Genomic DNA, 14,400 nt, shown 5'->3' with positions numbered 1-14,400 from the left:
GCTCATCGTGTGTGGACGCCGTCGCGTACCCCCTCGGGAGCCGCCATGCATCGCCGGACGTTCCTCAGTACGGTCTCCGCGGGTCTGGGCGCCGTCGCCCTGCCCGGCTCGCTGTGGCAGGAGGCGGCCGTGGCCGGGGTGGTGCGGGGCACGAGCCCGTACGGGCCGCTGGGCTCTCCCGACGGCAACGGCGTCGCGCTGCCCGCGGGGTTCACCAGCCGGGTGGTCGCCCGGTCGAGCAGGCCGGTCGGCGGCATCCTCTGGCATCCGGCGCCCGACGGCGGCGCCTGCTTCGCCGACGGCGGCGGCTGGATCTACGTGTCCAACTCGGAGGTGCCGCTGGTCGGCGGCGCGTCGGCGATCCGGTTCCGGGCTGACGGCTCGATCGAGCGCGCGTACCGCATCCTGGACGGCACGAACCTCAACTGCGCGGGCGGCAGGACGCCGTGGGACACCTGGCTGTCCTGTGAGGAGATCTTCCGGGGCCGCGTCTACGAGACCGACCCGTACGGCGTGCGGATCGCGCAGCCGCGGCCGGCGATGGGCCGGTTCAAGCACGAGGCGGCCGCGTGCGACCCCGACCGGCGGGTCGTCTACCTCACCGAGGACGAGGACGACGGCTGCTTCTACCGGTTCGTCCCGTCCACGTGGGGCGACCTGTCGAGCGGCCGGCTGGAGGTGCTGTGCGGCGGCGACCCGGTGGAGTGGCGTCCGGTCCCCGATCCGGCGCCCGGCACCCTGCGGCGGCAGACGCGGCACCAGGTGAGCCAGGCCAGGCACTTCGACGGCGGCGAGGGCTGCCACTACGCCAACGGCGTCTGCTACTTCACGGCCAAGGGCGACCGCAAGGTGTGGGCGTACGACGCGGTCCGCGAGCGGCTCGGCTCGGTCTACGACGGCGGCGGCACGCTCGACGGGGTCGACAACATCACCGGCGCGCCCACAGGTGACCTGTACGTGGCCGAGGACGGCGGCAACATGGAGATCAACATCATCACGCCGGACGGGGTGGTGGCGCCCGTCCTGCGCGTCGACGGCCACGACGGGTCCGAGATCACCGGGCCCGCGTTCTCCCCCGACGGCACCCGCCTGTACTTCTCCTCCCAGCGAGGCTCCAGCGGCGGCAGCGCGGGCCTGGACGGCGTCACGTACGAGGTGACCGGCCCCTTCCGCCACTGAATCGCCCCCAGCACCGCTCCACCCCCCACTCCCCCGAGAGGTGCCCCGCATGATCCGACGTCTGACCGCTGCCCTGGCCGCGCCCCTGCTGGTCCTCCTGCTGTCCCCGCCCGCCCAGGCGCGGGCCGCCGAGTCGTACGTCGCGCTCGGCGACTCGGCCGCAGCCGGCCCGCTCATCCCCAACCAGGTGCTGCCCGACCTGGGCTGCCTGCGCTCCGACCGCAACTATCCCCGCCTGACCGCGCAGGCGATCGGCGCCGCCTCGTTCCGCGACGTCACCTGCTCGGGCGCGAAGACCCGCGACATGTACGAGCGCCAGAACACCGAGCTCGGCTCGGTGCCTCCGCAGCTCGACGCCCTGCGCCCGGACACCACGCTGGTCACGGTGCACATCGGCGCCAACGACGTCGGCCTGACCGGTTTCATCGAGGACTGCCTCAACCTGCTGCCGCCCCCGGTCGGCGACGCGTGCAACGACGACTACCGCACCCCGGACGGCCAGGACAGCTGGCGGGTCAAGACCGACGCCTTGCGGCCCACGCTGGTCAGGCTGGCCGGCGACATCCGGGCCCGGTCACCGCAGGCCAGGATCTTCATGGTCGGGTACGCCACGTACGCGCGGCCCGACGGCTGCTACCCGCGCGTCCCGATCATCAGGCAGGACGCGAACTACATCCGGGCGACGCTGCAGTACTTCAACCAGATGCTGGCCGAGCAGGCGGCCGCCGCCGGGATCGGCTTCATCGACCTGCAGACCCCCAGCGTGGGCCACGACCCGTGCGCCTCCTCGGGCACGCGCTGGATCGAGCCGTACGTCCCGTCCTCGCCCGCGGCGCCGTTCCATCCGAACGCCCTGGGCATGCGTAACTTCGCCACCATCGTGACCTCGGCCGTGAACTCCGCGCGCTGACCCTCACCCGCCGTTCAGCGTGCGGCGGGCCGCCAGGGCCGCGCCGATGCGCTGGAGCTGGGCCGGGTCCATCGGGTCCAGCCCGGTCAGGGTGACGGCCCTGCGCAGCCGGTAGTCCACGGTGTTCGGGTGGACGTGCAGCCGCTCGGCCGTGCGCCGCCGGTCCAGGCCCGCGTCCAGGTACGCCTTGAGCGTGCGCAGCAGATCGGGGTTGCCGAGCAGCGGATCCAGCAGCCCGGCGAGGCTCGCCAGCGCCTCGCTGGGCCTGCTCAGCTGGTACTCCAGCAGCACGTCGGCGAGCCGGTACGCGCCGGGCGGCCGGCCCAGGGACCGCACCACCTCCAGCACCTCCTCGGCCAGCTTGGCGGCGGCGGGCACACGGGCCGGCTCGGCGGGCTCTGCCGCGGCCCACACCGGGACGCCCGCGGCGCGGCCCGCCGCCGTCACCAGCTCGCCGGCCCGGCACCACCCGGGCTCGCCGGCGCCCAGCGGCACCAGCACCAGCCCGCCGGTGCTGTCGAGCGCCGACAGCACCTGCCCGGCGGCGTGGCGCTGCCAGGCGGCCCGGAACCGGTGCAGCTTGCGCAGGCCGGCGATCGGCCCGCCCTGGTCGTCGGCCGTCTCGTCCGGGTGCGTGCCGAGCGCGGTGGCGACGACCAGGTAGCGGGGCGCGAGCCGGACCCCGGCCAGCGCCTCCCGGTCACCGGCGAGCAGCGCGGCGACGGTCGCGTGCATGGTGTGCTGCTCCTGGCTGAGCATCGCCTCGCGTTCCTCCAGGTACCCGGCGCACACCGCGGACGTCACGGCGCCGGTGTAGCAGAGGATGAGCCGGTTGGCCTCCAGCACGTCGTCGAGGTCGCCGGGCCCGGCGTGCGCGAACAGGCTCTCCCACACCTTCGTCACCCCGAGCTGGTAGGCGGCCAGCAGCGCGTCGAGCGGCACCCCCTCCTGCGCGCGGCGCGCGGCCGACGCGCGCAGCGGTGCCAGCTCGGCCCGCGTCGGCGGGCGCCGCTCCCGGAACATCCCGCTGATCAGCCGCAGGTTGTGCTCGGTGATGCGGGTGATGTCGCCGTCGAGCTCCTCCCGGGGCAGCCGCCGATACAGCGGGATCTCCTCGGCGAACTCGCCGACCAGCCGCCGCGCGAGGCGTACGAGCGGCCGCTCCAGCAGCTCGTGCACGCACACACCGCCCAGCATGAGGGGCCGCGGCGCATCTTCCGACACGGTCAGACCCTGTCAAACCACCCGTCGGAAGACAAGGGCCCACCCGCACCCCGGTCGTGGCCCCACCCGGACGGGGCCACGACCCCGTGTCACACGGACAGGATCTTCCGCAGGAAGCGCCCGGTGTGGCTCTCCTCCACCAGGGCCACCTCCTCGGGGGTGCCCGCCGTCACCAGGGTGCCGCCGCGCGAGCCGCCTTCGGGACCCATGTCGATGATCCAGTCGGCCGTCTTGATGACGTCGAGGTTGTGCTCGATGACGATGACGGTGTTGCCGCCGTCGACCAGCCGCCCGAGGACGCCGAGCAGCCGCCGGATGTCCTCGAAGTGCAGGCCGGTGGTGGGCTCGTCGAGGACGTAGACGGTCCGCCCGGTCTGCCGCCGCTGCAGCTCGGAGGCGAGCTTGACGCGCTGCGCCTCGCCGCCGGAGAGCGTGGTGGCGGGCTGCCCGAGCCGGACGTAGCCGAGACCGACGTCGTGGAGCGTCTGCAGGTGGCGCTTGATGGCCGGGATGGCGTCGAAGAAGCCGAGCGCCTCCTCGATCGGCATGTCGAGCACCTCGGCGATCGTCTTGCCCTTGTAGTGGACCTCCAGCGTCTCGCGGTTGTAGCGGGCGCCGTGGCACACCTCACAGGGGACGTAGACGTCGGGCAGGAAGTTCATCTCGATCTTGATAGTGCCGTCGCCGGAGCACGCCTCGCAGCGCCCGCCCTTGACGTTGAAGCTGAACCTGCCCGGCTGGTAGCCGCGCACCTTGGCCTCGGTGGTGGCCGCGAACAGCTTGCGCACGTGGTCGAACACGCCGGTGTAGGTGGCCGGGTTGGACCGGGGCGTGCGGCCGATCGGCGACTGGTCGACGTGGACGACCTTGTCCGCCTGGTCGATGCCGTTGATCCTGGAGTGGCGTCCGGGGACGGTGCGGGCGCCGTTGAGCTCCTTGGCCAGCGAGTTGTAGAGGATGTCGTTGACCAGCGTGGACTTGCCGGACCCCGACACGCCGGTGACGGCGGTGAACACGCCGAGGGGGAAGTCGATGTCGACGCCCTTGAGGTTGTGTTCGCGCGCGCCCTTGACGGTGATCTGCCGCTTCTTGTCGCGCTTGCGCCGGGTGGCCGGCACCGGGATGCTCCTGCGCCCCGACAGGTACTGGCCGGTGATCGACTCCTCGCTGGTCAGCAGATCCTGGACGGTGCCGGAGACGACGACCTGGCCGCCGTGCTCGCCCGCGCCGGGGCCGATGTCGACCACCCAGTCGGCGGCGGCGATGGTGTCTTCGTCGTGCTCGACCACGATCAGCGTGTTGCCCATGTCGCGCAGCCTGATCAGCGTGTCGAGCAGGCGCATGTTGTCGCGCTGGTGGAGACCGATGGACGGCTCGTCGAGCACGTACAGGACACCGACGAGGCCGGAGCCGATCTGCGTGGCGAGCCGGATGCGCTGCGCCTCGCCGCCCGCGAGGGTGGCGGCGGCGCGGTCCATCGAGAGGTAGTCGAGGCCGACGTCGAGCAGGAAGCCCATGCGGGCGTTGATCTCCTTGACCACCCGCTCGGCGATGTGCATGTCACGGTCGGACAGCTTGAGCCCGGCCAGGAACTTGGCGCACTCGCCGATCGACATCGAGGAAACCTCGGCGATCGACTTGTCCGCGACGGTCACGGCCAGCGTGACCGGCTTGAGCCTGGCGCCCTTGCAGGCGGGGCAGGGCACCTCGCGCATGTAGCCCTCGAACCGCTCCCGGGTCGAGTCGCTCTCCGCCTCCGCGTGACGGCGCTGCACCCACGGGATGACGCCTTCGTAGGTGGTGTAGTAGGCGCGCTGGCGGCCGTAACGGTTGCTGTAGCGGACGTGGACCTGCTCGTCGTGGCCGAACAGCAGCGACTTCTGCGCCTTCTTGGAGAGCTTCTCCCACGGGGTGTCGGGGGTGAAGCCCATCGCGTTGCCGAGCGCCTCGATCAGGCGGCCGAAGTATTCGCTGGCGTGGCCGCCGGTCCACGGGTGGATCGCGCCCTCGCGGAGCGTGCGCTCCGGGTCGGGCACGACCAGCTCGGGGTCGACCTCCATCTTGGTGCCGAGACCCGTGCACTCCGGGCAGGCGCCGAACGGCGAGTTGAACGAGAACGAGCGCGGCTCCAGCTCCTCGAACGACAGGTCGTCGTAGGGGCAGTAGAGGTGCTCGGAGTAGAACCGCTCACGGCCGGGGTCGCCTTCGGGCAGGTCGACGAACTCGAGCGTGATCGTGCCCCCGGACAGCTGCAACGCGGTCTCGACCGAGTCGGTGAGCCGCCGCCTGGCCGACTCCTTGACCGACAGGCGGTCGACGATGACCTCGATGTCGTGCTTCTCGTACTTCTTGAGCGTCGGCGGCTCCTCCAGCCGCACGACCGTGCCGTCGACGCGGGCGCGGGCGAAGCCCTTGGTCTGCAGCTCGCGGAACAGCTCGGCGTACTCGCCCTTGCGGCCGCGGACGACCGGGGCCAGCACCTGGAACCGGGTGCCCTCGTCGAGGTCCATCACCCGGTCGACGATCTGCTGGGGCGTCTGGCGGGCGATCGGGCGGGCGCAGACCGGGCAGTGCGGCTTGCCGACGCGCGCCCACAGCAGCCGCAGGTAGTCGTAGACCTCGGTGATCGTGCCGACCGTGGACCGCGGGTTCTTGCTGGTCGACTTCTGGTCGATGGAGACCGCGGGAGACAGGCCCTCGATGAAGTCGACGTCGGGCTTGTCCATCTGGCCGAGGAACTGGCGGGCGTAGGCCGACAGCGACTCGACGTAACGCCGCTGCCCCTCGGCGAAGATCGTGTCGAAGGCCAGGCTGGACTTGCCGGAGCCGGAGAGGCCGGTGAAAACGATCAGAGAGTCTCGCGGCAGGTCAAGCGAGACGTCCTTGAGATTGTGCTCTCGTGCACCACGCACGATCAGGCGGTCTGCCACGGCGATCCCGGAAGTCGAAAGGCGGATAGGTCCACGGGGGATGGTAGACGGGGGCCCCGACAATTTCGCTGAGCCGATCCCGGCCGGCCGGTGCCGCTCGCCGGAACTCCGTCCCTCTCAGATTACGGCCTCCAGGGCACAGCGCAGGAGGTCTTCCGTTGTCAACCGCATGACCTGTGCTTTTATGCCCGTGCCCCGCTGCGCCGGAGCGCGTGATGAAATATCGGTTCATGACTGTGCTTGCTGCGGTGCGGGAGGAACTGGCCGAGGAGACCGCCCGGTTGCTGGCCACCGCCGCCGCCCTCACCGACTCCGAAGTCCGCGCCCCGTCCAGGCTGCCCGGCTGGACCCGCGGCCACGTGCTCACCCATCTGGCCAGGAACGCCGACAGCCACGTCAACCTGCTCACCTGGGCCAGGACGGGCGTCGAGACCCCGCAGTACCCGAGCCCGGAGGCCCGCGAGGCCGGGATCGAGGCCGGCGCCGCCCGCCCGGCGGCCGAGCAGGTGGCGGACCTGCGCGACAGCGCCGCGCGCCTGGACCGCGCCGTCCGCGAGCTGCCCCCGGACGCCTGGCGGGCGCCGGTGGGCGGCCTGCGCCCGCCCCGTCACCCCGCCTGGTACTGCCTGGTCAGGCGGCTGCGCGAGGTGGGGATGCACCATGTGGACCTGGACGCGGGATACGGCCCCGCCGACTGGACGGACGCGTTCGTGGCCAGGGAACTGCGCGACTGCCTGCGTACGTGGCCGCGCGACCGGAGCACGATCGGCGCGGCCCGGTTCGTCGGCCCGGGCGGCGAGACGCTGGAGGAGTGGCCCGACCTCGGCGACGGCCCGGTGGTGACGGGCACGCCGGCCGACATGCTGGCCTGGCTGACCGGGAGGTCGGAGGGAGATCGGGTTAGGGTGGTGACAGAGGGACGGCCGGTCCCGCCGCCACCGCCGTGGCTGACCGGCGTCGCCCCCGCTGACCTGCCCGCGACGCCTCCGAAGGACTACTGATGACCTACACCGGCGACGTCCAGGTCGGCGGCCCCGCCGACGTGCGGGAGCTGACCGATCTGAGCATCTCCAAGCTCGCCGTCGGCCCCTACGACAACAACGCCTACCTGCTGCGCTGCCGGGCGACGGGCGACGGCCTGCTCATCGACGCGGCCGCGGAGCCCGACCGGCTGCTCGCCCTGATCGCCGACCAGCCGGTCAGCACGATCGTCACCACCCACCAGCACGGCGACCACTGGCAGGCTCTCGACCAGGTGAGCAAGATGACCGGCGCCCAGGTCGTGGCGCACCCGCTCGACGCGCCCGCCCTGCCCGTGCCGGTCGGCCGCACGGTCGAGCACGGCGACCGGATCAACGTGGGCGACGTCACGCTCGAGGTCATCCACCTGCGCGGCCACACCCCCGGCTCGATCGCCCTGCTGTACGAGGGCGACGACGACCACAAGCACCTGTTCACCGGCGACTCGCTGTTCCCCGGCGGCGTGGGCAACACCTGGAAGGACCCGGAGCGGTTCGAGCAGCTCTACACCGACGTGGTGGAGCGGATCTTCGACCGGCTCCCCGACCAGACGTGGGTCTACCCGGGTCACGGCAAGGACACCACCCTGGGCGCCGAGCGCCCGTCGCTGCCGGAGTGGAAAGCCCGCGGCTGGTAAGAGCGCGGCCGGGCCGCGGGTCAGCCGCGCGACAGGACGCGCACGATCCGCTCGGCCGCCCGGGCGGGCTCGTCGACCAGGCCCACGAGCTCGCCCCACGACCACCGGTAGAACCAGCCGTCGGCCAGCGGCACGCAGTCGACGGTCTCGGCGAGCATCACCGTGTCGGGATCGCTGACGCGCAGCACGGGCGGATCGGCCCGGAGGGTGGCGGTCAGCCCGTGACGCTCCAGCTCCCCCGCCAGCTTGGCGAGGAAGTACGTGCGCGTGTGCTCGCGCGGGTTGGCCGGCATGCTTCCATGAAAGCCGATGACACCGGGAAAGTCCGCACTTTCCCGGCGCCGGAGGGTCACTGGCCGAGGCGGGCGGCCTCGCGCCGGAGCTCGCGCTTGTAGAACATCATCCGCAGCGGGATGGCGGCGACCAGGGCGATCTGCATGGTGGCGCCGATCTTGATCGGCATGTCGCCGCCCTCGGGCCAGGCGACCCAGAAGGTCAGGAACGCCACGTTCACCATGATCCAGGCGAGCACGACGGCGGCGAGCTGGCCCTTGGGCTTGGGGTATTCGATGCGGCTGACCATCAGCCACGCGACGGCGAGCACCCCGAGCAGTGTCCACACGCTGGGCTCGAAGAGCAGCACGATCGAGATCACGGTCATCGCGCCCATCGGGATGGGCAGGCCCATGAAGTCGCCGCTCTTGGTCTTGACGCAGGCGAACCGCGCCAGCCGGACCACCCCGGCGACCAGCACCGCCGCGGCGGCCGTGACCACGGCGGCGAACGGCACGGCATCGGTGAAGCCGCCCCAGATCACCACCATGAACGCCGGCGCGAAGCCGAAGCTGATCACGTCGGCGAGGTTGTCGAGCTCGGCGCCCATCGCGGAAGCGCGGAAGCGCCGGGCCACCAGCCCGTCGAACAGGTCGCAGGTGGCGCCGATGAGCAGCAGCACCACCGCGGTGGCGAAGTAGCCGGGCGCGGGCGTGAAGTCGCCGCTGGTGCGCAGCGCGTCGAAGACGGACGCGGCCAGCACGCACACGGCGAGGAACCCGCACAGCGCGTTGCCCAGGGACAACGAGTCCGCGGCGGACAGACGGAACGCCTTGCCGACGGGGCCGCGAGGTTCTTCCTCTTCAGCCGCCTGCCAGCCACCGGCGTCAGCCGTGGTCAATTCTGGTCACCCCCGCAACCGTCTTCTCGCCCACGGACACCGCGGAGGAGATCCCTTCGGGAAGGTAGATGTCGACCCTGGAACCGAAGCGGATGAGCCCGATGCGCTCACCCTGCGCGACCTTCGCGCCGGCAGTCAGGTAGGGCACGATCCTGCGCGCCACCGCGCCCGCGATCTGCACCATCTCGACGTCGCCGAGCGCTGTCGCGAAATGCCACACCACGCGCTCGTTCTGGTCGCTGTCCTTGTTGAATGCCGGCAGGAACCCACCCGCCACATGCTGCACGGAGGTGACATTTCCCGCAAGAGGTGCACGATTGACGTGGACGTTCACCGGGCTCATGAAGATGGCCACCCGGGTGCGGCCGTCGGGCCACGGGTCGACGCTCTGGACGACGCCGTCGGCCGGTGACAGGATCCGCCCGTCCCCGACCGTGCGGTCGGGGTCGCGGAAGAACCAGAGCATCGCGCCGGTGAGGGCGCCCAGCGGCACGGCCGCGAACGCCCATCGGCGGTCCCGTCGCGTCAGCAGCGCGGTGGCGGCCGCCGCGGCCGTCGTGGGGAGGAGCCACGGGGAGACCCCGCGTGCGAGCCTGACCCGGCTCGACTTTGCAGAATCGACTGACACGTACAACCTTTGGTGGTGACTGAACGGAGCGCTTTTGCCGTGATGGTACAGAACCCGCAACTATGACACGATACAGCTTCTCCAGCAAAGCGCCTCGAAAGCCGTTTAGCTAGACCTTCTCCGAGGCCGCCTTCACACTCTTGCGCATGTCGACGCGGGCCTTGATCAAGCTTGCCACGGTGGTGATCACCATCGTGGAGCCGATGACCGTGAGGGACACCCAGATCGGGATGTGGGGCGCCCAGGAGACTCCACTGGAGTGCAGAGCTTCCAGAACCAGCTTAACCCCGATGAATCCCAGGATGAACGCGAGCCCGTAGCTGATGTAGACCAGCTTCTGCAGCAGGCCGCCCAGCAGGAAGTAGAGCTGACGCAGTCCCATCAGGGCGAACGCGTTGGCGGTGAAGACGATGAACGGGTCGGTGGTGAGCCCGAAGATCGCCGGAATCGAGTCGAGGGCGAACAGCAGGTCGGTGCTGCCGATGGCGATCATGACGATCAGCATCGGGGTGACCATGCGCTTGCCGTCGATCTTCACGGTGATCTTGGAGCCGACGTATCCCTCGGTGGTGGGAAGGCTCCGGCGCACCCAGCGGAGCAGGAGGTTCTCGTTGACCTCTTCCGCCTCGCCCTTCAGGTGGCCGCGGATGATGTTGATCGCCGTGTAGATCAGGAAGGCGCCGAAGACGTAGAACAGCCAGCCGAACCGTTCGAGGGCGGCGGCGCCGAGCGCGATGAAGATGCCGCGCATGACCAGCGCGAGCAGGATGCCGATGAGGAGCACCTTGTGCTGGTAGGCCTTCGGCACCGCGAACCGGCTCATGATGATGAAGAAGACGAACAGGTTGTCGACGCTGAGGCTGTACTCGGTGATGTATCCGGCGAAGAACTCCCCGGACTTCTCCGGCCCCGAGGTGAACCAGAGGATCACGCCGAAGATGACGGCCAGGGTCACGTAGAAGCTGACCCAGGCGCCGGCCTGGCGCATGGAGAACTCGCGGGCCTCGCCGCGGTCGACGATCCACAGGTCCACGGCGAGGACGATCAGAAGACCGCCGATCACGACGATCCACGCCCACAAGGGTTCGGTCACGTTGTACAACCTCCGGCACGCAGGACTGACTGCCGGAGGTCTCTCCCGCCCGCCAAACCCGCGGACCGGCAGCCCCGGGGGCCCCGTGGATCGGGGCTACACCGTGATGACGAGGCTGCCGCGAAGGGATACTCCCCTCCCCAACTCACGCAGTATACGAGAACGTCTCAGTGCAATGTCATCTTCCCTCTGGATCACAAACCGGTGCGGTCCGTCACGACCGGCTGTAGGCCGCGAGCGCGCTCCGCACCGCGTCGTCCTCTCCGGGCAGCTCCTCGCCCCTGCGGGCGGCCGCCGCCGCCCACCGGGCCGCCTCACCGGGATCGGAGACCAGATCCTGTACGGCGGAGCGCAGGGCGGCCGGGTCACCGTAGGGGACGAGGATCCCCGCGTCGCCGACGAGGCCGGGAACGCCGCCGACGGCGGTGGCGATGACGGGTGTGCCGGCCTTGAGCGTCTCGCTGACGCTGAGCGGCAGCCCTTCCCACCGGCTGGCCCAGACCGCGACGGTGGCGGCGGCGAGCAGGTCGGGCACGTCGTCCCGGTTGCCGAGCAGCACCACGGGCAGGCGCTCGGCGTCGATCCGGCGGCGCAGCTCGCCCCGCAGCGGCCCCTCTCCGGCGATCGCGAACAGCGGCGGCGGGCCCTGCCACGGGCCGGCGGCGGCGTCGAGCAGCGTCTCCAGGCCCTTCTGCTGGGCGAGCCTGGCGACGGTGAGCACGAGCGGCCGGTCACCCGCCCCCAGCTCGGCCCGCACCTCCCCGGGCGTCCGCCGGGGCTCCCGCAGGGGCGGCGCGGGCACGACGGCGGGCCTGACGTCCCGCGCTCCCAGCGCGCTCATCCGCTCCCCCAGATCGGGCGAGACCACCAGCACCCGGTCCGCCCGCCGGGCCACGATCCGCTCCAGCACCCCGTACACGGCCCCGACGAACCCTCCGGCCGTCAGCGCGTTGTGCAGCGTCACCACGAGCAGCGGGACCCTCGCCCCCTCCGGCGCCCCGAGGGAGGCGGAGGCCGCCTCAGCACGCCGGGGCATGGCCAGGGCGGCCAGCGCGCCGGCGCGCAGACCATGGGCGTGCACGACGTCGGCCCCCCGTACCACCCGCCGGACGGCCAGCACCGCGCGCGCGTCGTTCACCGGATGCGGCCGATCGGACACCGGAACCTCGACGAACCGGACACCGGCCGCACTGAACCCGAACTGCTCCCCGACCTCCCGCGGACCGGCGGCCACCACCCGGTGCCCGCGCCGCACCAGCCCCGCGGCCAGCATGCGCACATGCCGCCCGGTCCCTCCCGTCGTGGTGCCCACCACGTAAGCCACTCGCACCCGCACCCCTCCCTCTCCAGCATCGAGGCCGCCACCACCCAGCCCGGCCCGGTCACCCTCCGGGCGCGCGCCGCCGGAGGACACCGGCCACCGCCCGGGCGTCGTCCCTGTCGACCAGCACGACCACGCCGGCGCCCACCGCGACCGCAACCACGGCGGCCAGCAGCGTGACGCCCAGGTTCGCCCACACCCCGACCGCCCCGATCCCGGAGGCCGCCCAGGCCCCCGCCAGGAACCCGGCCGCGCCTCCCGCGACGGCCGCGCCCAGCGCCCGGCCGAGCCCGGCCATGGCCGCACGGCCGCGGGCCGCGACCACGTACCCGAGCATGAGCGCCCCGCCGGCGGTCATCCCCACCGTCATCCCGAGCCCCAGCCCGGCGATGCGCCACCCGTCCGGCAGCGACAGCGCGAAGACCGTCTGCGCCACGATCGTCACCGACCACCCGGACACGGTGCCCACGGCGGCCCCCCGCCCCCGGCCGGTCGCGTACAGGACCCGGCTGAGGTGCGCGATGAGCCCGTATCCGATCAGACCAGGAGCGAACAGCGCCACGGCCCGCGCCAGCGCCAACGGGTCCACGTCGCTCTTGTCGGCCAGGAACACCGCCGCCCCGGGCTCGGACGCGGCGGCCAGCACCCCGGCGGCCACCCCGGAAACGAGCACGATCGCCCGGGTGGTGCTCGCCGCGAGCCGGGCGAACGCCTCGTCCTCCCCCACGCCGGCGTGCGCGGACAACCGGGGGAACGCGCTGGTCGCGATGGGCACGGCCAGCACCGCGTACGGCACCAGGTAGATCGCCCAGGCGTAGTTGTAGACCGCCAGCGCCCCGCCACCGATCACGTCGTTGGCCAGCAGCAGCACCACGACCATGGCGGCCTGCTGGGCGAGCAGCCCGGCGATCCCGGCCAGGGCGAGCCTGCGCACCTGCCCGGCCACCCCGTCGGGGAAGCGCAGCGTGGGCCGCCACCGCACGCCGAGCCGGGCGGCCGGCCCGATCACGGTGAGGACGAGCGCGAGCACGCCGAGGCTGGTGCCCGCCGACAGCGCCAGCTCGGCCGCGCGCGGCACCCCCTCCGGCGTGGCGATCCCGCCGCTGAGCGGCACGAACATCAGGTACGCGACGATGACCACGATGCTCGACACCAGCGGCGCGAGCGCGGGCCCGGCGAACCGGTGGTGCGCCTGCAGCAGCCCGTAGAGCACGACCGCGATCCCATAAAGCGGGATCTGCGGGGCGAAGATCACCAGCATGCGGGCGGCGACGTCGACGGCGGCGCGGCCGCACCCCTCGATGGCGAACAGTCCCATGATCGGCCCGGCGAGCAGCGCGGTGAGCACGGCCACCGGCACGAGCACCACGAGCACCCAGGTGAGCAGGGCGGAGGCGATCCGCCCCACCCGCTCCCTGGCGTCCTCGGACACGGCTCCGGCGAGCACCGGCACGACCATGCCGGCCAGCGCGCCGCCGACGACGACCTCGAAGACGATGTTCGGGATCTGGTTGGCGGTGAAGTACGCGGACGTCAGGCAGTTGGTGCCGACCGTCCGCGCGAGCGCGTACTGCTTGGCGAAGCCGGCCACCCGGGCCAGCACGGTGATCGCGCCGATGAGCAGCGCGCCGCCGGCCACGCCACGGGCCAGCCTCGCCTCGCGTTCGGTCAACGGGTCACGCGTCGGCGGGGCGGCGGCCCAGCAGGTCGAGCCGGTTGAGCACCTTGTTGCCCGCGATGACCTTGGTGAAGCTGATCTTCTCGGAGGCGGCGGTGAGCGCGGCCACGGTGCCGAGCAGGACGAGCCTGCCGGGACGGCCCAGCTTGGTCACCGCGGCCAGGCCCAGCAGCGCGCCCAGCGCGTTGGCGCCCGCGTCGCCGAGCATGGCCCGCTCGCCCAGGTCGTCGGGGAGCAGCGCGGCGGCGGCGCCCAGCGGCACGGCGGCCAGCGCGGCCGTCGCGGGCGAGTCGCCGGCCACGGCCGCCGCCAGCAGCGGCCCGCCGGTGAGCAGCCCGACCTTGATCGCCCGGCCGGGCCGCAGGTCGAACAGGTTGGCCAGGTTGGCCGCGCCCGCGACGACGGCGCCGTTGACGAGCGTGTCGGCGGGGCCGTCGGACACCAGCGCGGCGGCGGCCAGCCCGGTCGCGCCGATGCCGAGGATCTTGACCGCGCCGCTGGTCACCTCGCCCCGGGCGAGCGCGCTCAGGTGGCCCTTGAACCCCTTGGACGCGCCTTCCGCGGGCCACGGCCGCCCGGCCGTCGATCATTTTCCCCCTTCCGCAC

Annotated in this window: 12 protein-coding genes and 1 pseudogene; 4 read left to right on the top strand and 9 right to left on the bottom strand. The window is 72.1% G+C overall.

The genetic code is table 11. The annotated features are described in order from the left end of the window. Positions 1–45: 45 nt before the first annotated feature. Both ABD999_RS26785 and ABD999_RS26780 read left to right on the top strand, forming a co-directional pair. On the top strand, positions 46–1,179 hold the full coding sequence (locus ABD999_RS26785; RefSeq protein ID WP_271275585.1) for an alkaline phosphatase PhoX: 1,134 nt from the start codon (positions 46–48) through the stop codon (positions 1,177–1,179). Positions 1,180–1,228: 49 nt separating this feature from the next. Next, positions 1,229–2,089 (top strand): SGNH/GDSL hydrolase family protein, encoded by an 861-nt coding sequence (locus tag ABD999_RS26780; RefSeq protein WP_271275584.1) that lies wholly within the window; start codon positions 1,229–1,231, stop codon positions 2,087–2,089. A gap of 3 nt (positions 2,090–2,092) precedes the next feature. Here ABD999_RS26780 and ABD999_RS26775 read toward each other — a convergent pair whose 3' ends face one another. Both ABD999_RS26775 and uvrA read right to left on the bottom strand, forming a co-directional pair. Beyond that, on the bottom strand, positions 2,093–3,313 hold the full coding sequence (locus tag ABD999_RS26775; protein ID WP_271275583.1) for a PucR family transcriptional regulator: 1,221 nt from the start codon (positions 3,311–3,313) through the stop codon (positions 2,093–2,095). An 89-nt stretch (positions 3,314–3,402) separates the two neighbouring features. Further along, positions 3,403–6,243 (bottom strand): excinuclease ABC subunit UvrA, encoded by a 2,841-nt coding sequence (gene uvrA / locus ABD999_RS26770; RefSeq protein ID WP_271280205.1) that lies wholly within the window; start codon positions 6,241–6,243, stop codon positions 3,403–3,405. Between the two features lie 230 nt (positions 6,244–6,473). Between uvrA and ABD999_RS26765 the strand changes: the two genes are divergently transcribed. Continuing rightward, a complete protein-coding gene (locus ABD999_RS26765; protein WP_271280204.1) occupies positions 6,474–7,244 on the top strand; it encodes a maleylpyruvate isomerase family mycothiol-dependent enzyme in 771 nt (256 codons plus the stop codon). Continuing rightward, entirely contained in the window at positions 7,244–7,900 is a 657-nt protein-coding gene (locus tag ABD999_RS26760; protein WP_219550056.1) for an MBL fold metallo-hydrolase, read from the top strand. The genes ABD999_RS26765 and ABD999_RS26760 overlap by 1 nt, the downstream gene beginning before the upstream one ends. Positions 7,901–7,920: 20 nt before the next feature. Here the strand turns inward: ABD999_RS26760 and ABD999_RS26755 are convergent, their stop codons facing one another. From ABD999_RS26755 to ABD999_RS26725, 7 genes and pseudogenes are all read right to left on the bottom strand, one after another. Next, complete coding sequence (locus tag ABD999_RS26755; RefSeq protein ID WP_219550054.1) at positions 7,921–8,193, bottom strand: hypothetical protein; 273 nt, start codon at positions 8,191–8,193, stop codon at positions 7,921–7,923. Positions 8,194–8,249: 56 nt separating this feature from the next. Continuing rightward, positions 8,250–9,074: a CDP-diacylglycerol--serine O-phosphatidyltransferase gene (gene pssA / locus ABD999_RS26750; protein WP_148031248.1), complete on the bottom strand. Its 825-nt coding sequence runs from the start codon at positions 9,072–9,074 to the stop codon at positions 8,250–8,252. Continuing rightward, positions 9,061–9,702, bottom strand: coding sequence for a phosphatidylserine decarboxylase (locus ABD999_RS26745; RefSeq protein ID WP_187281417.1), 642 nt, complete (start codon positions 9,700–9,702; stop codon positions 9,061–9,063). Before ABD999_RS26745 ends, pssA begins: the two co-directional genes overlap by 14 nt. A 109-nt stretch (positions 9,703–9,811) precedes the next feature. Further along, complete coding sequence (locus tag ABD999_RS26740; RefSeq protein ID WP_148031247.1) at positions 9,812–10,795, bottom strand: TerC family protein; 984 nt, start codon at positions 10,793–10,795, stop codon at positions 9,812–9,814. Positions 10,796–11,009: 214 nt separating this feature from the next. Continuing rightward, positions 11,010–12,125 carry a glycosyltransferase gene (locus ABD999_RS26735; RefSeq protein WP_271280203.1) on the bottom strand — a complete coding sequence of 372 codons (1,116 nt, stop codon included), beginning with the start codon at positions 12,123–12,125 and terminating at the stop codon, positions 11,010–11,012. Positions 12,126–12,177: 52 nt separating this feature from the next. After that, on the bottom strand, positions 12,178–13,788 hold the full coding sequence (murJ, locus tag ABD999_RS26730) for a murein biosynthesis integral membrane protein MurJ (protein ID WP_345482939.1): 1,611 nt from the start codon (positions 13,786–13,788) through the stop codon (positions 12,178–12,180). Between the two features lie 4 nt (positions 13,789–13,792). Next, positions 13,793–14,347, bottom strand: a pseudogene (locus tag ABD999_RS26725) (hypothetical protein); the annotation flags it as partial. Between the last annotated feature and the right edge of the window lie 53 nt (positions 14,348–14,400).

The organism is Nonomuraea ferruginea (genome assembly GCF_039540635.1).
In the GTDB taxonomy this organism is placed as follows: Bacteria; Actinomycetota; Actinomycetes; order Streptosporangiales; family Streptosporangiaceae; genus Nonomuraea; species Nonomuraea ferruginea.
This window is presented reverse-complemented; position numbering and strand designations above follow the sequence as displayed.